At 67.4% G+C, this 22,758-nt stretch carries 26 protein-coding genes; 7 read left to right on the top strand and 19 right to left on the bottom strand.

The features are described from left to right. Position 1: 1 nt before the first annotated feature. Both ACQI46_RS02655 and ACQI46_RS02650 read right to left on the bottom strand, forming a co-directional pair. Positions 2-1,021, bottom strand: a complete 1,020-nt coding sequence (locus ACQI46_RS02655; RefSeq protein ID WP_427092377.1) for a sensor histidine kinase — start codon at positions 1,019-1,021, stop codon at positions 2-4. Continuing rightward, positions 1,008-1,715: a response regulator transcription factor gene (locus ACQI46_RS02650; RefSeq protein ID WP_427092376.1), complete on the bottom strand. Its 708-nt coding sequence runs from the start codon at positions 1,713-1,715 to the stop codon at positions 1,008-1,010. The genes ACQI46_RS02655 and ACQI46_RS02650 overlap by 14 nt, the downstream gene beginning before the upstream one ends. A 103-nt stretch (positions 1,716-1,818) precedes the next feature. Between ACQI46_RS02650 and ACQI46_RS02645 the strand changes: the two genes are divergently transcribed. Genes ACQI46_RS02645 through ACQI46_RS02635 form a run of 3 tightly spaced genes read left to right on the top strand, consistent with a single transcriptional unit; the run spans position 1,819 to position 3,778 of the window. Then, complete coding sequence (locus tag ACQI46_RS02645) at positions 1,819-2,475, top strand: glycosyltransferase family 2 protein (RefSeq protein WP_427092375.1); 657 nt, start codon at positions 1,819-1,821, stop codon at positions 2,473-2,475. Then, entirely contained in the window at positions 2,472-3,143 is a 672-nt protein-coding gene (locus ACQI46_RS02640) for a TIGR04282 family arsenosugar biosynthesis glycosyltransferase (RefSeq protein ID WP_427092374.1), read from the top strand. Before ACQI46_RS02645 ends, ACQI46_RS02640 begins: the two co-directional genes overlap by 4 nt. 5 nt (positions 3,144-3,148) lie before the next feature. Further along, on the top strand, positions 3,149-3,778 hold the full coding sequence (locus tag ACQI46_RS02635) for an SAM-dependent methyltransferase (RefSeq protein WP_427092373.1): 630 nt from the start codon (positions 3,149-3,151) through the stop codon (positions 3,776-3,778). A gap of 42 nt (positions 3,779-3,820) precedes the next feature. On the opposite strand, the gene ACQI46_RS02630 is transcribed toward ACQI46_RS02635, so the two are convergent. From ACQI46_RS02630 to ACQI46_RS02615, 4 genes are all read right to left on the bottom strand, one after another. After that, positions 3,821-5,173, bottom strand: coding sequence for a hypothetical protein (locus tag ACQI46_RS02630; protein WP_427092372.1), 1,353 nt, complete (start codon positions 5,171-5,173; stop codon positions 3,821-3,823). Between the two features lie 35 nt (positions 5,174-5,208). After that, the gene (locus tag ACQI46_RS02625; protein WP_427092371.1) at positions 5,209-5,823 is read right to left on the bottom strand and encodes a pyridoxamine 5'-phosphate oxidase family protein; all 615 of its coding nucleotides are present in this window, start codon (positions 5,821-5,823) and stop codon (positions 5,209-5,211) included. A gap of 83 nt (positions 5,824-5,906) precedes the next feature. Further along, positions 5,907-7,064 (bottom strand): o-succinylbenzoate--CoA ligase, encoded by a 1,158-nt coding sequence (menE, locus tag ACQI46_RS02620; protein WP_427092782.1) that lies wholly within the window; start codon positions 7,062-7,064, stop codon positions 5,907-5,909. Continuing rightward, a complete protein-coding gene (locus tag ACQI46_RS02615) occupies positions 7,061-7,372 on the bottom strand; it encodes a DUF3349 domain-containing protein (RefSeq protein ID WP_427092370.1) in 312 nt (103 codons plus the stop codon). Before ACQI46_RS02615 ends, menE begins: the two co-directional genes overlap by 4 nt. A 214-nt stretch (positions 7,373-7,586) precedes the next feature. Here ACQI46_RS02615 and ACQI46_RS02610 point away from each other — a divergent pair, with 214 nt between their 5' ends. Genes ACQI46_RS02610 through ACQI46_RS02600 form a run of 3 tightly spaced genes read left to right on the top strand, consistent with a single transcriptional unit; the run spans position 7,587 to position 9,451 of the window. Beyond that, positions 7,587-8,834: an inorganic phosphate transporter gene (locus ACQI46_RS02610; protein WP_427092369.1), complete on the top strand. Its 1,248-nt coding sequence runs from the start codon at positions 7,587-7,589 to the stop codon at positions 8,832-8,834. Between the two features lie 19 nt (positions 8,835-8,853). After that, the gene (locus ACQI46_RS02605; RefSeq protein WP_427092368.1) at positions 8,854-9,141 is read left to right on the top strand and encodes a hypothetical protein; all 288 of its coding nucleotides are present in this window, start codon (positions 8,854-8,856) and stop codon (positions 9,139-9,141) included. Between the two features lie 10 nt (positions 9,142-9,151). Further along, a complete protein-coding gene (locus ACQI46_RS02600; RefSeq protein WP_427092367.1) occupies positions 9,152-9,451 on the top strand; it encodes a DUF3349 domain-containing protein in 300 nt (99 codons plus the stop codon). Positions 9,452-9,457: 6 nt separating this feature from the next. Here the strand turns inward: ACQI46_RS02600 and ACQI46_RS02595 are convergent, their stop codons facing one another. From ACQI46_RS02595 to ACQI46_RS02540, 12 genes are all read right to left on the bottom strand, one after another. Continuing rightward, positions 9,458-9,844 (bottom strand): VOC family protein, encoded by a 387-nt coding sequence (locus ACQI46_RS02595; protein WP_427092781.1) that lies wholly within the window; start codon positions 9,842-9,844, stop codon positions 9,458-9,460. A gap of 35 nt (positions 9,845-9,879) precedes the next feature. Continuing rightward, positions 9,880-11,418 (bottom strand): long-chain-fatty-acid--CoA ligase, encoded by a 1,539-nt coding sequence (locus ACQI46_RS02590; protein WP_427092366.1) that lies wholly within the window; start codon positions 11,416-11,418, stop codon positions 9,880-9,882. Continuing rightward, positions 11,415-12,302, bottom strand: a complete 888-nt coding sequence (locus ACQI46_RS02585) for an SDR family oxidoreductase (RefSeq protein ID WP_427092365.1) — start codon at positions 12,300-12,302, stop codon at positions 11,415-11,417. Before ACQI46_RS02585 ends, ACQI46_RS02590 begins: the two co-directional genes overlap by 4 nt. Before the next feature lie 65 nt (positions 12,303-12,367). Next, the gene (locus ACQI46_RS02580) at positions 12,368-13,279 is read right to left on the bottom strand and encodes a 1,4-dihydroxy-2-naphthoyl-CoA synthase (protein WP_427092364.1); all 912 of its coding nucleotides are present in this window, start codon (positions 13,277-13,279) and stop codon (positions 12,368-12,370) included. Positions 13,280-13,474: 195 nt separating this feature from the next. Further along, positions 13,475-14,116, bottom strand: a complete 642-nt coding sequence (locus tag ACQI46_RS02575) for a hypothetical protein (RefSeq protein WP_427092363.1) — start codon at positions 14,114-14,116, stop codon at positions 13,475-13,477. Continuing rightward, positions 14,116-15,096 (bottom strand): amidohydrolase family protein, encoded by a 981-nt coding sequence (locus ACQI46_RS02570; RefSeq protein WP_427092362.1) that lies wholly within the window; start codon positions 15,094-15,096, stop codon positions 14,116-14,118. The genes ACQI46_RS02575 and ACQI46_RS02570 overlap by 1 nt, the downstream gene beginning before the upstream one ends. After that, positions 15,093-15,827 (bottom strand): ABC transporter ATP-binding protein, encoded by a 735-nt coding sequence (locus ACQI46_RS02565; RefSeq protein ID WP_427092361.1) that lies wholly within the window; start codon positions 15,825-15,827, stop codon positions 15,093-15,095. The genes ACQI46_RS02570 and ACQI46_RS02565 overlap by 4 nt, the downstream gene beginning before the upstream one ends. A 29-nt stretch (positions 15,828-15,856) precedes the next feature. After that, a complete protein-coding gene (locus ACQI46_RS02560; RefSeq protein WP_427092360.1) occupies positions 15,857-16,663 on the bottom strand; it encodes an ABC transporter permease in 807 nt (268 codons plus the stop codon). After that, entirely contained in the window at positions 16,660-17,523 is an 864-nt protein-coding gene (locus ACQI46_RS02555; protein ID WP_427092359.1) for an ABC transporter permease, read from the bottom strand. The genes ACQI46_RS02560 and ACQI46_RS02555 overlap by 4 nt, the downstream gene beginning before the upstream one ends. After that, on the bottom strand, positions 17,489-18,490 hold the full coding sequence (locus ACQI46_RS02550; RefSeq protein WP_427092358.1) for an ABC transporter substrate-binding protein: 1,002 nt from the start codon (positions 18,488-18,490) through the stop codon (positions 17,489-17,491). The genes ACQI46_RS02555 and ACQI46_RS02550 overlap by 35 nt, the downstream gene beginning before the upstream one ends. Before the next feature lie 56 nt (positions 18,491-18,546). Beyond that, entirely contained in the window at positions 18,547-19,581 is a 1,035-nt protein-coding gene (locus ACQI46_RS02545) for a 2-hydroxyacid dehydrogenase (protein WP_427092357.1), read from the bottom strand. 216 nt (positions 19,582-19,797) lie between these two features. Continuing rightward, positions 19,798-20,457, bottom strand: coding sequence for a GntR family transcriptional regulator (locus ACQI46_RS02540; protein ID WP_427092356.1), 660 nt, complete (start codon positions 20,455-20,457; stop codon positions 19,798-19,800). Positions 20,458-20,480: 23 nt separating this feature from the next. Here ACQI46_RS02540 and ACQI46_RS02535 point away from each other — a divergent pair, with 23 nt between their 5' ends. Then, entirely contained in the window at positions 20,481-21,476 is a 996-nt protein-coding gene (locus ACQI46_RS02535; RefSeq protein ID WP_427092355.1) for a DMT family transporter, read from the top strand. Positions 21,477-21,490: 14 nt separating this feature from the next. Here ACQI46_RS02535 and ACQI46_RS02530 read toward each other — a convergent pair whose 3' ends face one another. Further along, positions 21,491-22,756, bottom strand: coding sequence for a hypothetical protein (locus ACQI46_RS02530; RefSeq protein ID WP_427092354.1), 1,266 nt, complete (start codon positions 22,754-22,756; stop codon positions 21,491-21,493). Between the last annotated feature and the right edge of the window lie 2 nt (positions 22,757-22,758).

Below are 22,758 nucleotides of genomic sequence, written 5' to 3'. Positions count from 1 at the left end.
CTCACGCCAAAGGGAGCCGCACCTCGAAACGCGCTCCGGTGGCCAGGTTGCGCGCCGACAGCGTGCCACGGTGCGCCTGCACCAGACCCGCCGCGATCGCCAGGCCCAGCCCGGACCCGCTCGGCAGCGACGAATCCGCGCGCGGCACACGGTTGTTCGAGCCGCGATAGGCCACGTCGAACACCCGCGGCAGGTCGGCCTCGTCGATGCCGACCCCGGTGTCGTCGACACGGGCCCACGCGCCGGTGTCGTCGGCGCCCAGCGCCAGCTCGACACAGCCGCCGGGCGGAGTGTGCGCGATCGCATTGGCCACCAGGTTCGACAGCACACGCACCAGCGCCCGGTCGCTGCCCAGGACGCGCACCGGCTGCTCTGGCACATCGGCGCGCAGTTGCACACCGGCCCGCTCGGCGGCGATGCGGTGTACGGCCAACACCTCATCGACCACCTCGTCGAGGGCGACCTTCTCGAACGAGGGCGTCAGCGCTCCGGCGTTGATCTTCGACATCTCGAACAGGTCGTCGACCATCTCGCTCAGCCGCACGGATTCGTGCTCGATGTGCTCAGCGTGCGCCCGCACCTCGTCGGCGGGGACCACACCGTCGGCCATCGCTTCGGCCACCGCCCGGATCCCGGCCAGCGGGGTGCGCAGGTCATGGCTGACGAAGGCCACCAGCTGCCGGCGTGACTGTTCGGCGGCCTGCTCGGAGTCGCGGATCTCGGCTTCCCACACGGTGCGCCGCGCCTGGTAGCGGCCCAGCATCACCGCCGCGGGGATCGTCACGATCGACACGACGACCAGCACGACGGCCGTCCGCTCGAAGGTTTCGGTGACCATGAACCCGCTGGCGCCGAGCACCCCGGTGAACGTTGCGAGCACCGGGATCAGCACCAGCGCCACCATGCTGAGCGCCAGCGACCAGGAGCGCGCCAGTCGGATCACCGCCGCCCCGGCGATGACCACCGGCACCGAGCAGGCCAGGGCCCAGCCGACGATCTCTGCGAACTCAGCTGGCGGCATCCGTGTGTCCGGAGGCCGACGCATCCGACGCCCACATGTAGCCGCGGCCCCACACGGTCTGCACGCGGTGGCGGTCGCCGAGCTTGGACCGCAACCGCTTGACGTGCACCGTCACCGTCGACAGGTCTCCGAAGTCCCAGTGCCACACCTGCTTGAGCAGATCGTCGCGGGTGAACACGATGTCGGGGTGGGTCAGGAAGAACACCAGCAGGTCGAACTCCCGGTTGGTCAGGCTCAACGGCGCGCCCGCGACGGTCGCGGTGCGCGACCGCGTCGACACCGCCAGGTCGCCGAACTGGATCTGCCCGGGCGGCGGTCCTGCAGTCGCCGGCGTGCGGCGCAGCACCGAACGCACCCGCAGCGCGAGCTCGCGCGGACTGAACGGTTTGGTCAGGTAATCGTCCGCGCCCGCTTCCAGACCGGCGATGCGGTCGTCTTCCTCACCCAACGCGGTCAGCAGGATCACCGGTATGGACAGGTCGCCGCCGCGGCGGAGCCCGCGGCACAGCGACAGTCCGCTGGGGCCGGGCATCATCACGTCGAGGACGGCGACATCGATGCGCTGCGAACGCAACAGCCGCAGCGCCTCGTTGCCGTCATGGGCGGTCAGAACCTCGAGACCGTCGCGCTCCAGATACCGTCGCACCACGTTGCGGACGACGTCGTCGTCGTCCGCGATCAGCACCCGGGTCACCACTCCGAGGTTAGCGCGGACCCGCGACCACCTGCGTGGATGTCATCCTTTTGTCAGCGTTGGGTCTCGCGTCGCCGTTCTGGCTGTTCTAGCGTCGAAAGCTATGCCCGATCGTGCGGTCACGGTGGTGCTGCCATGCCTCGATGAGGCGGATTCGCTGCCGGGTGTGCTCGCGGCCATTCCTCGTGGGTACAGAGCGCTCGTGGTCGACAACAACAGCACCGACGGCACTGCTGCGGTCGCCCGTGCCCACGGCGCCATGGTGGTGGCCGAGCCGCGGCCTGGCTATGGGTCTGCCGTGCACGCCGGTGTGGTTGCGGCGACGACGCCGGTGGTGGCGGTCATCGATGCCGACGGTTCGCTGGACCCGGCGGAGCTTCCTGCCCTGGTCGCCGAGCTCGATCGGGGCGCCGACATGGTTGTCGGCCGTCGGCGTCCGGTGCGCGGCCTGCGGTGGCCGTGGCATGCGCGGTTGGGTACCGCCGCGGTGTGCTGGCGGCTGCGGACCCGCCACGGTCTGCCGGTGCACGACATCGCGCCGATGCGAGTGACTCACCGGCAATCGTTGCTGGACCTCGGAGTGACCGACCGCCGCTCGGGTTATCCGCTGGAGTTGTTGGTCAGGGCGGCCGCCGGGCACTGGCACGTGGTCGAACGTGACGTCCGGTACGGGCCGCGTACCGGCGGCCGGTCGAAGGTCTCGGGATCGCTGCGGGGCAGTGTGACCGCGGCCCTGGATTTCTGGCGGGTGATCTCGTGACGGTACTGCCGGTGACGACGTTGGTCGTGGCCAAGGCGCCGGTGCCCGGGCTGGCCAAGACGCGGCTGGCCGCGACGGTGGGTGACGACGTCGCGGCCGACGTGGCCGCGGCAGCGCTGCTCGACACCCTCGACGCGGTGGCGGCCGCCTCGGTGTCGGCCCGGGTGGTGGCGATGACCGGCGATCTGCGCCTCGCGTGCCGGTCCGACGAGATCGGGCAGCGGTTGTCCTCGTTCACCGTCGTGCCGCAGCGGGGAACGGATTTCGCCGCCCGTCTCGTCTGCGCCCACGCCGATGCCGCCACGGTGGCGGGCGAGCATCCGATCGTGCAGATCGGGATGGACACCCCGCAGGTGACCGGGGAGTTGATCTCTGACTGCGCGGTCGCCCTCTGGGATACCGAGGCGCTGCTGGGCATGGCCGCCGACGGGGGTTGGTGGGTGTTGGGCGTGCGGTCGGGTGCGATGGCCGAGTGTCTGCGGCCGGTGCCGATGTCGCGGCCCGATACCGGTGCGTTGACGCTGAAGGCTCTGCGCGACAAAGGATATGAGGTCTGCCTGGTCGAGGAACTCGCCGATGTCGACACCGCCGCGGACGTCGAGCGGGTGCGGCGATGTTGTCACCCGGGCAGTAGGTTCGCGGCGGCGACTCGGGCGGCAGGTCTGTAACGCGCATGATGGGAGACCTGTACGACCGCGCCCTCGACGGTGAACGCTGCTGGATCCGTCGCGACGACGGCGAGGTCAGGAATCTCCCGGTGCGCAGGTGGCTCGGTGGCCAACACGCCGACGAACAGTTCGACCGCGCGATCGTGGATCTCTGCGACGGTCCGACAATCGATCTCGGGTGCGGGCCGGGACGCCTGGTGGTCGACCTGATACACCGCGGCATTCCGGCGCTCGGTGTGGACCAGTCGGCGACGGCCGCGCAGCTGGCCAGGCGAATCGGTGCACCGGTGTTGTGCCGCGACCTGTTCGACGCGTTGCCCGGAACCGGGCACTGGCGCAACGCACTGCTGGCCGACGGCAACATCGGGCTCGGGGGCGATCCGCGCCGGCTGCTGCGGCGGGTGCGGGAACTGCTCTCGCGCGGCGGCCGGTGCATCGCCGAGCTCGATCCGGCGATCAGCGGTGTGCGCACCGGGACGGTGCGGTTGGAGTCGTCGAACGCGATCGGGCCGTGGTTTCGGTGGGCCTCGGTGGGCGTCGACTCCGGGGCGGAGCTCGCCAACGGCGTCGGGCTGGTGTTGACGGGTCTGCACCCGGTGGGGAGCCGGGTGCTGGCCACTCTGGCGATCCGGTGACCCGCCGGTCGCGCGAGCGGACCGACGACGTCCGCGGCAGCCTTACCAGTTGGTGAAGATGACGTGGTTGAGCACCAGTGCGCCCAGCGCGTTGACGGCCAACCACCAGCGCTGCGAACGCGGTGGCAGCAGCGCTGGTGCGGCAGTCAGCCACACGGTGAACGGCAACCAGATCCGTTCCACTTCCGCTTTGCTCAGCATGCTCATGTCGGCGGCCAGCACGGCCGCCAGGGCGCCGAGTACCAGCAGATGCAGCCCGGCGCGGCGGCGGAGGGCGCCGATGTCGAACACCCGCGCGACGCCGGCGACGCTGCCCAAGCCGATCGCGAGCACTGTCGCGGCGAGGTTGCCCCACACCCAGTAGGAGAACGGCCTGTCGTTGGCGATGCCCTGCCAGTACCGTTCCTGCACCAGGTGGTAGCCGTCGAACCACCAGAACCCGGCCGCGGCGAACACCGCGACCACCGCGACGGCGCCCAGCACGGCCGGCACCAGCGCCCGCAGCGCGGCACGCCAGTTCGCGGCACACAGCAGCACCGCCACCGCCGGCAGCGCCATCAACCCCAGCCCGTAGCTGAGGAAGATGGACCAGCCCAGCAGCAGTCCGGCCGCTGCGGCGGTCACGACCGGCAGCCGGGCTCTTCCGGCGACGGCGACGGCGAGCAGCGCGATGCCCCAGGCCGCCACGCCCGCGAAGTAGCCGTCGGCCGACACCGCGATCCAGATGGCGGTCGGCGCCACAGCGACGAAGGGCGCCGCCAGTCGGGCGGTGTCCTCGCCGGCCAGCGCCCGTACCGCGATGATGATCGCCACCGCCGCGCTCGAGCCGACCAGCAGGCACAGCATTCCCGCCCAGATGCCGCCGCCGAGGCCGATCCGGTCGAGCCAGACGAATGTCAGCAGTGCACCGGGCGGGTGGCCGGAGACGTGAGTGATCCACGAGTCGGGCTGGTAGTCGAGGATCCGGTCGGAGAACGTGCGGACCGCCTCGCCGACGTCGTCGATGGTCGGCACTTGGCGCAGGTACTCGTGGCGGGCGGTGAGCCGGCCGGCGAAGCCGCGTTGCCAGCCGTCGATCATCGCCAGCGAGAAGGCCCATGCCGCCGACGTCGCCCACGTCACGAGGAGAAGCAGCCGCCACGACAGCTTGCGGGCCAACTGCTGGCCCCACAACACCGCGGCCAGGGCGATCAGGATCGCCGGGCCGGTGCCCCAGCCGACGTGGTTCTCCCACCACCCGAAGATGGGCGCCGCGCCGGCGAACGCTTCGAAGCGTTCTTCGTCGGCGTTGATCAGCGGGGTGACGCCCAGGTCCAGACGTGGGACGACGAACGCGGCGGCCACCAGGATGGCGCCGACGCCCACGGCCACCGCTTCTCTACGACCGATGAGCATCGCTCCACCCTAGGAGTCCGCCCACATCCGGCGGGTCAGTACAGCATGGTGCGCATGTTCGATTCGCTGAAGTAGGCGGTCAGCTGTTCGAGGTCGGCCGCTTCGTACATCGTCTTCACCAGCTGCGCGGCGCTGGGCACGGCCGTGGGGTCCCAGGTTTCGGGTTGCCAGGCGTCGGAGCGCAGAAATGCCTTGGAGCAGTGGAAGAAAACTTCTTCGACGTCGATCTCGAGGGCCAGGATCGGGCGTTTGCCGGCGACCACCATGGACTCGAAGTAGTCGGCATCGGCCATCACGCGGGCGCTGCCGTTGATGCGCAGCGTGTCGCCGCGGCCGGGGATGACGAACAGGGTGCCCACGCGGGGGTGCTCCAGCACGTTGAGATAGCCGTCGACACGGCGGTTTCCGGGACGCTCCGGAATCGCGATCGTCATGTCGTCGATGACGTGGACGAATCCGGCGGGGTCGCCTTTCGGGGATACGTCGACGCGGCCTGCGGCGTCGGTGGTCGCGACGAACCCCAGCGGCGTGTGTGCCAGCCACTGCCGATGTGCCGGTGACAGCCGGTCTTTGACCTTGTCGATGACAACCTGGGTCGGTTGTCCGACGATGGCCCGCAGTTCCTCGGCGCTGGTCACCTGACGGCTCATGCGTTCCATCATGCCGAAGGCGCGGTGCGCCTATCAGGCCGCAGGCGCGGTGCGCCTATCAGGCAGAAGGCGCGGTGCGCCTATCAGGCAGAAGGCGCGGATCCCCCGAACCGGCTGGTGAGCGCGCGCCGGTCCACTTTGCCGATGCCGCGGCGGGGCAGCTCGTCGACGACGTGCAGTTCACGCGGTGCTGCCGTCGTCGGCAGCTGGGTGGCCACGTGCGCACGGATCCCGTCGAGCGTCACCGCGGCGCCGGGTTCGAGCACCGCCGCCACGACGACCCGTTGACCCAGCCGTTCGTCGGCGACACCGAACACGGCGCAGTCGGCCACCGCGGGATGCGTCTGTATCGCCGCCTCGACCAGCTCGGGCAGCACCGTCAGCCCGCCGGTGCTGATACCCTCATCCGCTCGTCCCAGGATGCGCAAGGTCTGCGAATCATCCAGCACACCAAAGTCGTTGGTGCGGAACCAGCCTTTCTCGGCGAATGGGTCGGGCGTGACGGGGTTGCGGTAACCCAGGGCCACGGTCGGGCCGCCGAGCGAAACCACGCCGGTGTCAGCCACTTTCACGCCGACCCCGGCGAGCGGGACGCCGTCGTAGACGCACCCGCCGGAGGTTTCGCTCATTCCGTAGGTCCGTACCACGGGAACGTCTGCAGCAGCGGCTTTTTCGGACAGGCCCGCGGGCATCGGCCCGCCGCCGATCAGTACGGCGTCCAGCGTGGCCAGTGCCGCGGTGGCCGCGGGATCGCGCAGCGCCTTGTCCAGTTGTGCGGTCACCATCGACGCGTAGCGCCGCGCGCTGCCCATCGCGTCCACGGCGGCGGCCAGCTCGGCCGGGTCGAATGCGGGCGGAACCGCCACCGGGTCGGTACCGGCGAGCACGCTGCGCACGAGCACCTGGAATCCGGCGACGTGATAGGCGGGTAGCGCCAGCAGCCAGCGTCCCGGGCCGCCGAGCCGGTCGTGGGTCGCCTCGGCGCTGGCCATCAGCGCCGACGACGGCAGCAGCGCGCCCTTCGGCATTCCCGTCGTCCCCGACGTCGACAGCACCACCGCGACGTCGTCGTCGATCGGTTCACCGGCGCGCAAAGCCGTTGTCAGCAGCGCGATCTGGGCGCGGTCGGCCGAGGGCACCGGAAGCACGCAGGCGCGCCCGGCCAGGACGTCGGCGACGACGGGCAGCGCGGACAGCGCACCCGGGCCGGGGGCGATTTCGAGGGGAAGCAGCGTGGCTATGACGTGTCCTCGGTGTCGTGGGGTTCGTCGAGCGGCCAGCCCTGAACCGCCAGGCGCTCGCGGACCCGTTCGATGTCTTCGGCCGTCGGCTGGTCGGCGGTGACGGACCTGATCACGGAGCCGATATCGGTGGCGTCGACATCTGTGCCCCGTGCGCGGCGCGACAGGTCCGCGACGACGATCCCGATCTCGTCATCGGTCAACCGGCGGCGCAGCAGCGCCAGCAGCGGCACCCGGTCGGGGCCGGGGACGCCCTCGGGGTAACCGGCGACGATCCACGCCGCGACGCGGGCGAGAAAGTTCGGCAACGAGGTCACTCCCCACGAGGCAGTCGGGCTCTGTCGATGGTAGCTGCGGAGTCCGCGCACCAGGCGAGTGGAACCAGCCGGACCAACGACTCTCCGACGCAAGATGAACAACAGATGAACACTGTCCCCAGGGCGGGAAAAGTGGCAGGTCAGGACGCCGATTTTCCCGGGTGTCGATTAGTGATTGCGCCGCTGCGAGCAGCAGAATGGCGGCATGAGCGCAGAGTTCGTCATTCTGGTGCTGTTGGTGGCGACAGCACTGGCGTTCGACTTCACCAACGGGTTCCACGACACGGGGAACGCGATGGCGACGTCGATCGCAACCCGAGCGCTCAAGCCCAAAACCGCGGTGCTGCTGGCCGGGGTGCTCAACCTCGTCGGCGCGTTTCTGTCGGTCGAGGTCGCCATCACGGTCACCACCTCGGTGCTGCGCATCCAGGACGGCGCCAGCGGGGCGCTGTTGCCGTCGATCGACACGTCCACCGGGCTGACGATCATCTTCGCCGGGCTCATCGGCGGCATCCTGTGGAATCTGGTGACGTGGCTGTTCGGCATCCCGTCGAGCTCTTCGCACGCATTGTTCGGCGGACTGATCGGCGCCGGGATCGCCGCGATCGGCCTGAGCGGCGTCAACTGGTCCGGCGTGACGGCCAAGGTGCTGCTGCCCGCCATCGCCGCGCCGGTCATCGCGTGTCTGGTCGCGGGTTGCGGCACCTGGCTGGTGTACCGCATCACCCGCAACGTGGCCAAGAAGCAGCGGGAGCAGGGCTTCCGGTGGGGCCAGATCGCCACCGCATCGCTGGTTGCCTTGTCGCACGGCACCAATGACGCGCAGAAGACCATGGGCGTCATCGCGCTCGCGCTGATCACCACCGGCCACCTCAGCGGCGACGTCAAGGAGAACGGGCTGCCCTTCTGGGTGATCTTCAGCTGCGCGGTGGCCATCGGCCTGGGCACCTATCTCGGCGGGTGGCGGGTCATCCGCACGCTCGGCAAGGGTCTGGTCGAGATCGAGTCGCCGCAGGGCCTGGCCGCCGAAGCGTCGTCGGCGGCGATCATCCTCAGCTCCAGCGCCGCGGGCATGGCGCTGTCGACCACCCATGTGGCCACCGGCTCGATCCTGGGCAGCGGTGTCGGCAAGACCGGCGCCGAGGTGCGGTGGGCGGTGGCCGGCCGGATGGCGGTGGCCTGGTTGGTGACGCTGCCTGCTGCGGCGCTGGTCGGGGCGCTGGCGTTCTGGCTCTCGCACGGTGTCGAGACGCTGACCGGTTCCGCGCTGGCCGGTGATGGCCTGATCTTCGCGGTGCTGGTCGCCGCGTCGTACGCAATGTGGTGGCGCGCCCAGAAGCAGAAGGTCGACCACTCCAACGTCAACGCCGACTGGGACGGCGAGACCAACTCGGTGATCCCCGCCGACCTGCGTGACATCCCGAAGCCGACCGTCGAACCGGTCGCGGTCTGAGGAGCGTGAAGGACCAGTGATGACGTACCTCGAGAGCATCCTGAAGGTGCTCGCCGTCGGCCTCGTGCTCGGCGCGGGCCTGCCGGCGCTGTTCGCCGCCGGGCTGGTGGCGTATTCGCGCGGCCGGGGCAGCGACGGATCCGACGGATCCGCTGTGGTGGCCGGTCGTCCCGGCATGCGCTACCTCGGGATCGCGCTGTTCGTGTTCGTCGGCTGGGCGATCATCACCGCGGTGCTGTGGATCACCCGCGCGACGATCATCCATCACACCGGCATCGACCTGTTCCCGTTCCTTCCGGCCAAGTGAGGGATGCGCCATGGTTTCCAGTGTTTTCGACAGCGTTCTGACCTGGCTGCATGACGGCTACCCGCAGGGGGTGCCGCGGCAGGACTACTTCCCGCTGCTGGCGTTGCTGTCGCGCACGCTGACCGAGGAGGAGGTCGTCAAGGTCGCGCAGACGGTGCTGAAGGGCAGCGACTCCGACACCGTGACGCCTCAGGAGATCCGCGCGGCCATCCACGTGGTGACCGACAAGGAACCCAACCCCGAGGAAATCCACCAGGTCGCGGCGCGGCTCGCGTCGGTCGGGTGGCCGCTGGCCGCACCGGCCCGCTAGCGCCGATCACCCACGGGTGTCGCGCCGCAACGGGTGATCGTCGGGCACCTGCACGAAGATCAGATCCACCCCGTCGGGGTCGGTGACGTGCATCTCCAGCAGCCCCCACGGCTCACGCTTCGCTTCCCGCGCGATCTCGATTCCCCGCGAACGCAACTCGGCCTGCGTGGCCTCGAGGTCGCGCACCTGCAGCCACAGCGCGCCGGGAAACGGCGGTGCGGCAGCATCGGGCGCGCCGTGCCCGGCGATCTCGATCAGCGACGCCCCGGCGTAGAACACCGTGCCGCCGGCGTACTCGCGGGCGATCGCCAGACCGAGACCGTCGCGGTAGAAGGCCAGCGAACGCTGATGGTCCTTCGGTCGGAACAGCACCCGGCTGGCCAGGATCTCCATGGCCATTGTGTCTACCACCTCCGTTGAGCAGGGGCTCAGCCGATTCGGCGATCCGCATCGGCCCAGTAGGATTCGCGCAGTGCGCGTTTGAGGATCTTGCCGCTCGGCGTACGCGGCAGCGCGTCGACGAAGTCGACGCTCTTGGGCAGTTTGAACCCGCCGAGCCGGGTGCGCGCGAACGCGATCAGCTCGGCTTCGCCGAGCTCCACTCCACCCGCGGGGACGACGACGGCCTTGACGGCCTCGCCCCACTTCGGGTCGGGGACGCCGATCACGGCGGCGTCGGCCACACCCGGATGAGCCATCAGCGCGTTCTCGACTTCGGCCGGGTACACGTTCTCGCCGCCCGAGACGATCATGTCCTTGACCCGGTCGTAGAGGTAGAGGTAGCCGTCGGCGTCGAGGTAGCCGGCGTCTCCGGTACGCAGCCAGCCGTCGGCGGTCAGGGTGGCGGCGGTGGCATCGGGGTTGTTCCAGTAGCCCAGCATGTTCTGCGCGGAGCGGGTCCACACCTCGCCGACGGTGCCGACCGGGGCGTCGGCGCCGTCCGCGTCGACGGTGCGCAGCTCGACCCACGGATACGGTTTGCCGCACGACCGCAGCAACTGCGGGGTGTGCTCGTGGCCGTCGAGTTGGGTGATCGACCCGGTGGTCTCGGTCATGCCGTACACCTGCGCGATGATCCCGCCGAAGCGGTCCATCCCGCGCAGCAGCACGTCGTCGCTGATGGGTGACGCGCCGTAGACGATCAGCCGCAGCGCCGAGAAATCGGTGCTCTCCACGCCCGCCGTGTCGAGTAGCGACGCGATGACGGCCGGCACCAGCAGCATGTTGGTGACGCGGTGGCGCGCAACGGCGTCGAGGATCGCCGCGGCGTCCACGTCGCGCAGCACCACCGTCGTCGCGCCCTCCCACAGTCCGGCGAACACCCACCCGGAGCCGGCCATGTGGAACAGCGGCATCACCGCGAGGCTCACCGCGTCGGCGGACAGCCGCCACGGGCCCGCGGCCACACCGCCGGTCTTGCAGACGTAGTTGGCGTTGCTGAGCATCACGCCTTTGGGCAGCCCGGTGGTGCCGGAGGTGTACATCAGGAAAACGAGGTCGTCCGCGGCGGTGCGCACTCCGGGATCGACGGGGCGATGGGTCGAGATCCACTCGGTGAAGTCGGGCCAGCGGTCATGGGCGCCGACAGCGATGACGGTCGCGCCGATGTCGTCCTCGATGGCCTCGATGTGGCCGAAGAACTCCGAACCGACGACGACGATCGCCGCGCCGCTGTCGAGCAGGATGTGGCGCATCTCCGGGGCGGCGAGCCGCCAGTTCACCGGCACCCCGACCGCACCGAGCTTCGCGAGACCGAAAGCGACGTCGAAGAATTCGGCGCCGTTCTTCTCGACGAACGCGACCCGGTCGCCGGGCCCGACACCGGCCGCGGCGAAGGCCTGCGCGGCCCGGTTGGAGCGGGCGTCGAGGTCACCGAAGGTGATCACGTGGTCGTCGACGATCAGCGCCGGGGCATCCGGGCGCAGCCGCGCGTGCGCGCGGACGATGTCGGCGACGGTCGCGATCATCGGTCTCGTGGCTGCATCCGCTGGCGCTTCATGATCGAGTCGACCGCGCCCGGGGCGATGCTGTTGATCGCGTGCGCGGTGACGGCGATGCGCGGCGCGATGTTGACCGGGCGGTGGCGTGCGGCGGTGACGATCCAGCCGGCCGCCTCCTCGGCGGACAGTCCGGGTAGGCCGTCGTAGGCACGCGTCGGCGCGATCATCGGGGTCTTGACCAGCGGGTAGTACAGCGTCGTGGCGTGGACGCCGCGGTCGGCCCACTCGGTTTCGATGATCCGGCTGATCGACGAGAGCGCCGCCTTGGATGCGTTGTACACGCCGAACAGCGGCGGCGATTCGGTCTTCACGCCCCACGTCGACACGTTGATGATGTGGCCGTCGCCGCGCTGCAGCATCCCGGGCGCCAGCCCGCGGATCAGTCGCAGCGGCCCGTAGTAGTTGAGGTTCATGGTGCGTTCGACGTCGTGCCAGCGTTCCAGCGATTCGGTCAGCGGGCGGCGGATCGAGCGGCCGGCGTTGTTGACCAGGATGTCGACGCCACCGAACTCCTCGTCGACGGCGGTGATCAGGCGGTCGATGGCGTCGAGGTCGGACAGGTCGCACGCGTGCGCGCGGGCGGTGCCGCCGGCGGTGCTGATGCGCTCGACGAGCGCGTCGAGCAGTTCCTGACGCCGCGCCACGGCGATCACGGTGGCCCCGCGGCGTGCCAGCTGCTCGGCTGCGGCCTCGCCGATCCCCGACGACGCGCCGGTCAGCAGGATGCGCTTGCCGGCCAACTCGACGGGGTCGCGGCTGGACCGGTCCAGCAGCGCCGGCAGGACCGGCGGACGCATGCTGGTCAGGAGCACCTGGTCGGCCAGCCGCCGCAGCGGGTTCCTACTGCTCATCTCGTCCTCTCGTGATTTCGGCGTGGTTGTCGTCGCTGGGCGCACACAATCACGCCGAAATCGCCTCAGAAGTAGCGGGGGAACGGCGACCAGTCGGGGTCTCGCTTCTCCAGGAAGGCGTCGCGGCCCTCGACGGCCTCGTCGGTCATGTAGGCCAGGCGGGTGGCCTCGCCGGCGAACAGTTGCTGGCCCACCAGGCCGTCGTCGAGCAGGTTGAACGCGTACTTGAGCATCCGGATGGCTTGTGGCGACTTGCCGTTGATCTCCGAGGCCCATTGCAGCGCAACGTTTTCCAGCTCGGCGTGGTCCACGACTTCGTTGACCGCGCCCATCGCGTGCATCTGCTCGGCGGTGTAGGCACGGCCGAGGAAGAAGATCTCGCGGGCGAATTTCTGCCCGGTCTGGCGGGCCAGATAGGCACTGCCGTATCCGCCGTCGAACGATCCGACGTCGGCGTCGGTCTGCTTGAAGCGCGCGTGCTCGCGGCTGGCCAGGGTCAGGTCGCACACCACATGCAGGGAGTGACCGCCGCCGGCGGCCCATCCGTTGACCACGCAGATCACCGGCTTGGGCATGAACCTGATCAGCCGCTGCACCTCGAGGATGTGCAGCCGCCCGGCCCGGGCGGGGTCCACGGTCTCGGCGGTCTCCCCGGAGGCGTACTGGTAGCCCGACCGGCCGCGGATGCGCTGGTCGCCGCCCGAGCAGAAGGCCCAGCCGCCGTCTTTGGGGGAGGGGCCGTTGCCGGTCAGCAGGATGACGCCGACGTCGGAGGACATGCGGGCGTGGTCGAGCACGCGGTAGAGCTCGTCGACCGTGTGCGGGCGGAACGCGTTGCGCACCTCCGGGCGGTCGAACGCGACGCGCACAGTCGGCTTGCGTGCCCCGTCGGCGACGTGGCGGTGGTAGGTGATGTCGGTCAGGTCCTCGAAGCCGGCGACCGGCTCCCACAGGCTGGCGTCGAACGGGTTGCTCACCCCTCAGACGCTATCGAACCGCATCCCCGAGCAGTCCTTCCGGACTCATTTTGCCGAGCGCGCGGGTCTGTCGGCCGACACGCCGTGTTTGGTGGGACGAACGAGCGCGCTCGTCGCCGGCGAGCGCGCGTTGACTGCCGAGGAGCCCGGCCGTGTCCGAGCAATCCGAGGGGTTGAGCAACCCCGATCGTCGGGTCACCGCCCGTCGACTCGAAACAATCGCCGCTCTCGGTAGGTGGTCAGCTTGCCGCGCACACGAGTGGCCCACGGAGTGAAGTTCTGCGGCGCCACGTCCTTGGCCTCGGAATCCGCCAGGCTCACAACGTCATAGAGAGCCAGGAACTTCGTGGGAACCTCGAGACACTGAAATCGCCTGCAATTGAGGTAGCCGTCGACGGTCTTGATGAACTCGATGTGTTCGGTGTTGTACCAGTCATTGAACTCGTCGTGGTCGCGGCCATTCACCTCGAAAAAGGCACCGTGGAGGAATGGCGTCGGCTCTGGGATGTACGACGCATCAGGGAAAGCGAGGATCTGCCGGTACACCAGACCTTGTGGGCCGTCGAAGGACGAGGCCGGCACCGGGCACGGGTCGTGGGCACGCGCCAGGGCGTCGGCGTCACGCCACGGCGCGCTGTACGCGACGGTGAAGTCGGCCAGGTCGTAGACCACCATCGCCGGCGCACTGCCGATGACGCTCTTGCACCGGCGGACGGCGATCACGCCGGGCACGTCGCTGCGGAGCTTTCGGTAGCTCGCGTCGTACCACTGTCCCCACGCGTCGTAGTCCTGATCGGCGATCGACACCAATTCGATGTACACCCCGGCGACCGGCATCACTGCCCGTTCCCGAACAGTGTCGCTGCCGTTCCGCGCAGGATGAACTCGCGCTCATCGTCAGTGATCACGGACTGTTCAGCCAGCCATGCGACCGGATCGTCGATGGACATCGGGGCGGGCCAGTCCGTACCCAGCAGCACGCGGTCAGCGCCGACGACGTCCAGCAGGAATCGCAGTGTCCGGGCTTGGTAGGTGACGCTGTCGTAGTAGAAGCGCCGCGCGTAGGTACTGGGCGGGGCGACGGTGCGTCCACGTGACGACGGCCAGATGTGCCATCCGTGATCGAGTCGATCCAACGCCAACGGGGTGTAACCCCCCGCGTGGCCCAGGCAGACCTTCAGATTCGGGTAATCGTCCATCACACCGCCGTAGACGAAGGTGGCGTAGGTGATGGCCCGGTCGACCAGGTTCCCGATGGAGTTGGGCAGGAAGTACGACCGGGTGCGGTAGGCGACCGACGTGCGCATGTTCTGGTGGATGAACAGGAACGCGCCGAGCTCCTCGGCGGCTTCCCAGAGTGGGGAAAACACCGGATTGTCATACGTCAGCCCATTGACGTGGTCTTCGATCATGAACCCGTCGAGGTCGAGTTCGTTCATGCCCCGGGCAAGTTCGGCGACCGCGAGACCGACGTCCTGCATCGGTAGCGTGCCCAGCCCACCGAATCGGGTGGGCCGGTCACGTTTGAGTTCGGCGATCTCATCGTTGACCTCGACGGCCAGCGCCGCGGTCGTCTTGGCGTCCTGACGGTATTGGTAGAAGGCGTCGGTCGGGGAGACCAGCTGGATGTCCACACCCATCTTGTCCATCTCTTCGATGCGGCGGGCGGTGCTCCAGTGATTGCGCGGATTGTCGAGTTCGCCGTCGGCGGAGGTCATTCCGTGCCAGCATTGGTTGCGGCCGATCGCGTCGCGAAAGCACTGCACGGTCAGGTGCGCATGTACGTCCACCACGGGCGGGGTAAGGGTGTCGGTCACATTTCCTCGAATCGGTTGAGAATGGTGGCTTGCAGGCCGGCGACCGTGGGGTCGGTGGCTCGCCGGGGCCGGGGCAAATCGATGGTGATGTCGGCTTCGACCGTGCCGCCGGGGGCGAGCACGATGATGCGGTCGGACAACTGGACCGCCTCCATCACGTCGTGGGTCACGAACAGCACCGTGGTGGGACGGGCTTGTAGCAGTTCCTGCAACTGCTCCCGCAATTCGCGTGCGGTGATGGCGTCGAGGTGGCTGAAGGGCTCGTCCATCAGCAGCAGATCGGGTTCTACAGAGAACGCCCGCGCGATGCCGGCACGCTGCTGCATTCCGCCGGAAAGCTGGTTGGGATAGAGGTTTTCGACGTGATCGAGCTTGACCATCTTCAGGTGCCGACGAGCCGACTCACGGCGCTCGTGACCACGGTCGTCGTGCACGTAGAGCAAGTTGTCCATGATGGTGCGCCAGGGCAACAGTCGCGGGTCCTGGAATACGTAGCCCAATCGGGCCGGTCGGCCGTCCTGAGTGATGGATAGTTCCCCTGACGACGGCACGTCCACGCCCGAGATGATGTTCAGTAGCGTGCTCTTCCCGCAGCCCGACGGCCCGACGATGGAGACGAACGTGCTGCCCGATACCTCGAAGTCGATGTCCTGCAGCGCTTGGACTGGGGCTTGGCCGCGGCTACGCGGCGGGAATTGTTTGGTGATCTGCTTTGCGACGAGGGTCGCCATGCCGCTCCTTCATTAGCGTTGGTGGGTGGTCAGACAGCGACGACGGTCCGGTCGCTGGTTTCCTGTGCGTCCTGTGGCCGCCACTGGAAGGCGCGGCGGGAGAGACGTTCCAGCACCACCCGGTCGACGATGAGGATCAGGGCGATGAACAACACCGCCCAGGCGATGAATCCGTCGAAATTGTTTGCGTCGTACCAGTACCGGGCGCGGTGCCCCACGCCGATACGTGAGCTGAACCATTCCGAGATCAGCACCGCATTCCACGCGATAACCGTCGAGAGACGGATACCCGCCACGATGTTCGGTGTGACGGCCGGGATGACGAGGTCGCGCAAACTGCGTGTGCGCGAGACACCGAATGACGATGTCATCTGCCGTAATGGTGCCGAGATGCCGGCCGCCCCATTGGCCACGTTGACCGCGATGAACGGCAACGCCGACAGGAACACGGCCAGTACCGGGCCTCGCCAGCCGAAACCGAACCACAGGGCGCCGAGGAGTGCCCAAACGAACGCGGGCAGTGCCAGGGCGACCGTGACGAGGTCGCCGAACAAGGACCGGAACACCGGAATCGATCCGATCAGGATGCCGAGGGTAATGCCGACGACGATCGCTGCGCCTTGTCCTGCGGCCAATCGGCCCAAGGTCGGTATGAGGTTGTCCAGCAGTGCGCCCGAGCGCGCCTCGACGCTCATGAACGTCACGGTGTCGGCCATGGACGGGACGCGGGGATAACGCCACGCAATCACTTGCCAGGCGATGATCCCCAGCGTCCACGCCGCCAGTCGTCCGGTGCGCTCGGGCGTCAACACCGACTTGACGGGTCGCATGTTCATCGGTCCACCCCCGCACTGCGCCAACGGAACAGGCGCCGCTCGAGGATCACCAACACCCGTTCGATCGCCAGCATGAAGATGACGAAGAAGAGCAGCCAGGCGATCACTTCGGAGACCGAGAACAACTGATAGGCACGCCTGATCATGAAGCCGATGCCGTTGGAACCGCCGAACACTTCGGTCAGTGCCACCACTTTCCAGGCAACCGCGAACGATGTGCGTATCCCGGTGAACAGAAACGGTGTCACGGCAGGAAGCACGATATGACGAAGAATCGTGGCCTCGCTGCGGTTGAACGCCCGACTCATCCGGAGAAGGTCCTTGTCGATGTTCTCCACACCTGCGGCCACGTTGATCGCGACGTTGGGCATGGTCGACAGCGCCACCACCGCCATCGCGCCTTCGATACCGATCCCGAAGATCACCAGGGACAGAACGGCGTAGGTGATTGCGGGCACATTGGCGATCAGGACGATCGGCTCGTGGAAGAACGCCTTACAGAACCTGCTGCGGCCCATCAGGATTCCCACGGGCAGACCTATCGCCGCGGCGATCGAGAAGCCCAGCAGGGTCTTCGACATGCTCCACAGGAAGTTCTCGGCTACGGCGCCGGCCGCCAGTTGGTGCCACATCGCCACCGCCACGTCCAGCGGTGACGGGAGCACGTACGGCACGAAGAATGTCGACGCCCACCCCCAGATCCCGACCAAACACAGCCAGCTGACGACCACCAAGCTGGTCCGGCCTGTCCGGGTGCGTGCGAATGCCCGGACGGACGGCCACAGGTCGGTGGGATACGGAGACCGGATGCCCGCCGGCGCGGTGTCAGTGCCCGACGACAGCGAAATCGATGTTGTCACCGACGCCCTCTTTGGCTTGCCCAGTTGTCTCCATTGCGCCGAAGACACCACTCTCGGCGTCGATCCAGGACTGGTCCAGATAGACCGAGTCCACAAACCAGTCGAAGTTGGTGTCGAGGTAGTTCTTGATGAACTGTTCATCGGCCGGTGAAGTCGCCGCGAAGTGCTGTGGGTATGCGGCGATGATCTCGTCGCGATGCTGTACCCATTCCTGCAGTCCGCGCTCCCACAGCTTCAGGAAGAAGGAGACCTCTTCGGGATGACTGTCGTACCAGGCGCGCTGGGTGACGAAGAGATTGCTCATCAGTCCCTGGTGGCCCGGTGCGAATGCCTCGGCGTAGAGGTCGGCTGTCGACTTGCCGTCATAGAGCGGCTTGACCGCTCCGCTGCTGAGTTCAGCGATCCCGTACTGCGGGTCGATGATGGCCGCGTCGAGGTCCCCGCGCGCCAACAGTTGAGGCAGGTTCTGCGAATCGGCAACGATGAGCTCGTAGTCACCACCGTCGGGCCGAAAATCCTTGCCATGCAGGTCTTTGACGATCGAAGACCAGATCAGTGTGCTGCCGACGGTACTGAATACGCCGATCTTGGCACCTGGCGGTAGGTCAGCCACCGTCGTGGCCTCGGAGTCGGCGCCGACGACCATGATGTCCTTGGCGCGGTTGTACTTTCCGAACGTCACGGTATCGACGCCGGTGGCTGCTTCGAGCTCCGGCAGTTCGTAGGTACCCAGCGACACGATGTCGGCGTGCCCGCCGGCGAACAGGGCGAACTCATCCCAGCTGGAGGAGTCGATGATCGTGATGCCCGACTCTTTCTCCATTTCCTCGCGGATGCCCTGGTCGCTGAGCCAGTCCCACACCGGGTCGGGAGAGAAGGTGAAGCGGATGACGCCCGGTTGGCCGGTGGCCGCTGCGGGTGCGTTGTCGTCGGCATTGCCGCAGGAGGTGAGCGCCAAAGCGGTCACCGATGCGATGCCGAGTGCTACTGCGGTGCGAAGGCGGTGGCGAAATATTCTGGTATTCACGGTGTTCCGATCTGGGTCAGGGCGCCGCTGCGGCGTACTTCGTATACCGACTCGTCCATCAGGTCCGGCGGCCGTTCCCCGGCGATCATCGCGACGATGTTGCGGGCACACAGTTGGGCCATCTGTCGGCGCGAATCCCATGTGGCGCTTCCGATGTGTGGGGTGAGGATGACGTTCGGCATCGTGAGCAACTCCGGGGAAGGTGCCGGTTCGCCCACTGGCGGTTCGCACCAGTACACGTCGAGGCCGGCTCCGGCAATCTTGCCGTCTTGCAGTGCTTTCACCAGGGCGGGCTCGTCGACGATGCGACCGCGGGCCGTGTTGATGAAGAACGCCGATGGCTTCATCAGATCGAACTGACGCTCACCGATCATCAGATGGGTCTCTTCGGTGTACTTCGCCATGACGACCAGGAAGTCGGCCTCGCGGAAGACGTCATCCATGTCGTCTCGCCATGCCACGCCGAGTTCAGCCTCGTTGACCGGGTCGAGGCGCGTGCGCTTGTTGTAGATGACGTCCATCTCGAACGCGCGGCAGCGCAGGGCGATGTGCTGACCGATCTCACCGAGGCCGATGATGCCGACCGTCTTGCCGGTGATGGAATGACACATCAGAGACATCGACTGTTCCTGACGGAATCTGCCGGCGCGGGTGAACGCATCGGCCTCGACGATCCGCCACGCCAGGCCGAGAAGGATCGCCATGGTCAGGTCGCAGGTGGTGCGGCCGATGACGTGCGGAATGTTGGTCACCGGGATACCGCGCCGGGTGGCGGCCGGAATGTCGATGACGTTGAGCAGCATCGACATGGCCGCGATGCCTTTGAGGTCGGGGTTCGCGTCGAGGATGTCGTCGTCGATCGTGGTGTCTCCGAGGGTGAACAGATAATCGCTGCGACGTAGTCCGGCTTTGAGCTCATCACGGCTGATCATCCGGTCCGACTCGAAGACCTCGACCTCTCCGACCTCGCGCAACATCGCGAGACCTTCTTCCGGGATTGGTTGAACAACGAAGATGCGGGGCTTGGTCAATCCAGTGGCTCCTCTGATAGTTCGACTGATGAGAATCGAACATATAGAAAATGCCGCAGGGTGGGTTTCGGCGAAGTAAATTCGGCAACCAGGGCTGATTACGTTGCGTTACAGCGTGATTACGCCTGACGGGACCATCCGTCGACTATTGACGCGGCGGATTATGCAACATATAGGATCGTTTATCGGCGCGTTCGCGCAGTGTTGAGCGCGAACTCAGACGTCTGACGGAGTGGATTCCTGTAGCGCCGACAAGGAGAGGGCAACATGAGTTACCTGGATGGCCAGTGCGGCGTCGACATCGCGATCGCGGTAGGCGGCCAGCAGCTTGAGGTGGTCCGCGTTGGCCTGCCGCCGAATCGTCGGATCGAACCGCTGAGCCTGGGCGGTGCACAACGCCGCCGCGTCCTCGAGCCGATGGAAGATCGCCGTGAGGTAGGGCGAGCGCATCGCATCGTGCAGCAGGTGATGAAACCTGCGGTTCAGCTCGACCCAGGCTCCCAGGTCACTTTCACCGGTCATCATCTCGGCCAGCTGCGCCGCCCGCTCGAGTTCCTCCTCGGTCACGTTGCCGACTCCGAGCGAGACCGCCATCGCTTCGAGCTTCTCTCGAATCTCGAGGATCTCTTCCATGTCCCGTCGGCTCGTACCGCGGACGATGCCGCCCCGATGGCTGTCGAGGATGATCAACCCCTCGGTGGCCAGATCACGCATCGCTTCGCGGACAGGGGTGACGCTGACCCCGAGCTGTGCAGCGATATCGGACTGGATCAGATGGTGACCCGCGGGAAGTTCACCGCGAAAGACCGCACGACGCAGCGCCTCTCGCACGAACTCGTGTGCGGTCTGGCGCTTCGCGCCGCGACGCAGGTCCATCGGTGTCCCCCCTGTGTGGCTCGATGACCATCAGGCAGATTCGAAAGTCGGTTTCACAACATACACCGAGTGGCAAGTGGCTTCAGGGGGCCGATGACGGTCCAGTTGCCCAGCCCGCACTGCTGCGAGGGTGGCCGCTCTTCGCCGTCATCGTCATCGTCGGCCTGATCCATGGCTTCAACTGGCCGGTGATGGCGCACGGGGTGACGCTGGTGCCGCCGGTATGGCTCGGGGTGTTGCGGTTGGCAACAGGCGCGGCCGTGGTAGCTGCCGTGATGGCGGTTCGCGGACGCCTCCGTCTGCCGCTGCGCAGGGACGTCCCCGTGGTGTTGTCCGTCGGTGTGATGCAGTTGGCGGTCGTCTACAGCTTGATGTTCGTGGCCCTCTCGCTTGCGCCGGCCGGCCGCTCGGCGGTGTTGTTGCACACGTCGGCGTTGTGGGCGGTCCCGATTGCGGCCGTGGTTCTACGCGAACGATATTCGGCGGTGACGCTGGTGGGATTGGCGCTGGGTACAACCGGTGTCGTGATGTTGCTGGCCCCCTGGGAAGACGGCTTCTTCGACAGCACCAAGCCGTTGGGATACGGGTTGTTGCTCGCCGGCGCTTTGCTCAATGCTGTTGCCACCGTTCATATCCGGGCGCACCGATGGGCGTCGTCGCCGCTGCAGCTGCTTCCGTGGCAGCTTGGTATCGGCAGCGTCATAGCGGCTTGCTGCGCGTGGGTGACTGTGGGCCCGCCGGAGATCGCTCCGGGACTGGTGACCGTCCTGGTCGTGTTGTATCAGGGAGTTTTCGCGTCAGCCGTGGGGGTGTGGGGCATCTTGGTCATAAGCCGCAGCCTCACCGCAGTCTCGAGCAATCTCTCGTTGATGATCGTGCCGGTGCTGGGTCTGCTGTCCTCAGCCGTGTTGCTGTCGGAGGCACTACCGGTCTACGTGCTCGTCGGCCTGGTTCTGGTGTTACTCGGTGCGGCATTTGGTATCGCGGCAACCCGGACTGCCCCCACCGCCGACGGCTGACGGCGTCCGCCCATCTAAACGCCCAGGACCTCGGCCGTGTCCGAGCAGTCCCACAGGTTGAGGAAATTCGTCATCATCAACAGGCGGCTGCGGATCTGCTCGTCACCGGCAATGCGTGGGTCGAATCGGTCGCGGACGTCCTCGGGCAGCACCTTGAGCAGAAATCCCGGTACGTCCAGCAGCCACGTCGTCCCCATGATCGCGACGTAGGTCACGACGTGCCGGCGCAACCGGTCGACATCGAGCGCAGGCCCTCCGGTGGCGGCGTACTCGGCGATGAGATGCTGCAGCAATTCATCGAAATGCAAGTTCCACAGCGATGTTTCGGCGCTGCACAGCGAACCCCACACCGCCATCGCCAGGTTCATTTCGCCGACGCAACCCCAGTCGAGCAGCCCGCAGCGCAGTTCACCAGCTTCTCGCCAGAACCACGCGTTGTCCACGTTGGCATTCCAGTGGCACAGCGCGATGTCGTCGGAGGTGCTTCCCAGGGCGTCCCACAGCGTGTCGACGCGGCCGGGTATCAGCGGCGCTTCTGCGCGAAGCCGTGAGAGAAACTGCGGAGCCACGATATTCGCCGGGAGCAGGCGGGGGTGGCGGGCGGCCAGTTCGGCGAGCTGGTCGAGGCGACGGTGCACCTGATTGTCGGTCAGGGGTGCGCGTTCGCCGACCGACAACGCGCGCATGTCGACAGCGAAATCGAGATCAGTGCCGAGGCGACCGCTCTTGTGCGTCCCGGCCAGGCGGCCCAGGGCGGTGAACAGCGCCTGATAATGCGCGAGAGGATCGGGCATCGCGTAGTCGGCGCATTTGTCGTAATGCGGCTCGATTCCGTTGATGCCGAACGGTATTCGGCTGGTGATCAGGATCCCGGTGCCCGACGCGGCGTGATAGTCGGCGAAGGCGCAGCGCGGCACCGCGATCGGGAATCCCGCAGCCCGCGTCAGCAGCGCGAACCGCACCTCCAACGCCATCTGGCTGCGACCGAGGTCGCGGGCCGGATCGTCGAAGTCGCGGGAGAACTTGACGAACAACTCGCGCGGGAGATCGGCGGGCTGCCGGTAGGAGACGGTCAGCAGCGCCTTGCGGCCGGTGCTGCCGCCCCGGAACTCGCGCACCTCGTCGACGGTGACGACGGCGTTGTCGGCCGGCAGTGTGCCGGCGCGGTGCAGTGCCTCGGTGAGGAACCCCGGTCCGCCGGCATCCAACGAACCCGCGTCGCCGGGAAAGTCCAGACCGAGGTGATCACCGGGAAACCAGCGACCGGCGAGCGTGCGCAAAA

The sequence above is a fragment of the Mycobacterium sp. SMC-4 genome (assembly GCF_050205565.1).
Taxonomy (GTDB): domain Bacteria; phylum Actinomycetota; class Actinomycetes; order Mycobacteriales; family Mycobacteriaceae; genus Mycobacterium.
This window is presented reverse-complemented; position numbering and strand designations above follow the sequence as displayed.

Coding starts and splice junctions, on each gene's coding strand:
- ACQI46_RS02655 (WP_427092377.1), bottom strand. CDS start 1,021: ATGCCGCCAGCTGAGTTCGCAGAGATCGTCGGCTGGGCCCTGGCCTGC.
- ACQI46_RS02645 (WP_427092375.1), top strand. CDS start 1,819: ATGCCCGATCGTGCGGTCACGGTGGTGCTGCCATGCCTCGATGAGGCG.
- ACQI46_RS02635 (WP_427092373.1), top strand. CDS start 3,149: ATGATGGGAGACCTGTACGACCGCGCCCTCGACGGTGAACGCTGCTGG.
- ACQI46_RS02630 (WP_427092372.1), bottom strand. CDS start 5,173: ATGCTCATCGGTCGTAGAGAAGCGGTGGCCGTGGGCGTCGGCGCCATC.
- ACQI46_RS02625 (WP_427092371.1), bottom strand. CDS start 5,823: ATGAGCCGTCAGGTGACCAGCGCCGAGGAACTGCGGGCCATCGTCGGA.
- ACQI46_RS02610 (WP_427092369.1), top strand. CDS start 7,587: ATGAGCGCAGAGTTCGTCATTCTGGTGCTGTTGGTGGCGACAGCACTG.
- ACQI46_RS02605 (WP_427092368.1), top strand. CDS start 8,854: ATGACGTACCTCGAGAGCATCCTGAAGGTGCTCGCCGTCGGCCTCGTG.
- ACQI46_RS02600 (WP_427092367.1), top strand. CDS start 9,152: ATGGTTTCCAGTGTTTTCGACAGCGTTCTGACCTGGCTGCATGACGGC.
- ACQI46_RS02595 (WP_427092781.1), bottom strand. CDS start 9,844: ATGGAGATCCTGGCCAGCCGGGTGCTGTTCCGACCGAAGGACCATCAG.
- ACQI46_RS02590 (WP_427092366.1), bottom strand. CDS start 11,418: ATGATCGCGACCGTCGCCGACATCGTCCGCGCGCACGCGCGGCTGCGC.
- ACQI46_RS02585 (WP_427092365.1), bottom strand. CDS start 12,302: ATGAGCAGTAGGAACCCGCTGCGGCGGCTGGCCGACCAGGTGCTCCTG.
- ACQI46_RS02575 (WP_427092363.1), bottom strand. CDS start 14,116: ATGCCGGTCGCCGGGGTGTACATCGAATTGGTGTCGATCGCCGATCAG.
- ACQI46_RS02565 (WP_427092361.1), bottom strand. CDS start 15,827: ATGGCGACCCTCGTCGCAAAGCAGATCACCAAACAATTCCCGCCGCGT.
- ACQI46_RS02560 (WP_427092360.1), bottom strand. CDS start 16,663: ATGAACATGCGACCCGTCAAGTCGGTGTTGACGCCCGAGCGCACCGGA.
- ACQI46_RS02540 (WP_427092356.1), bottom strand. CDS start 20,457: ATGGACCTGCGTCGCGGCGCGAAGCGCCAGACCGCACACGAGTTCGTG.
- ACQI46_RS02535 (WP_427092355.1), top strand. CDS start 20,481: ATGACCATCAGGCAGATTCGAAAGTCGGTTTCACAACATACACCGAGT.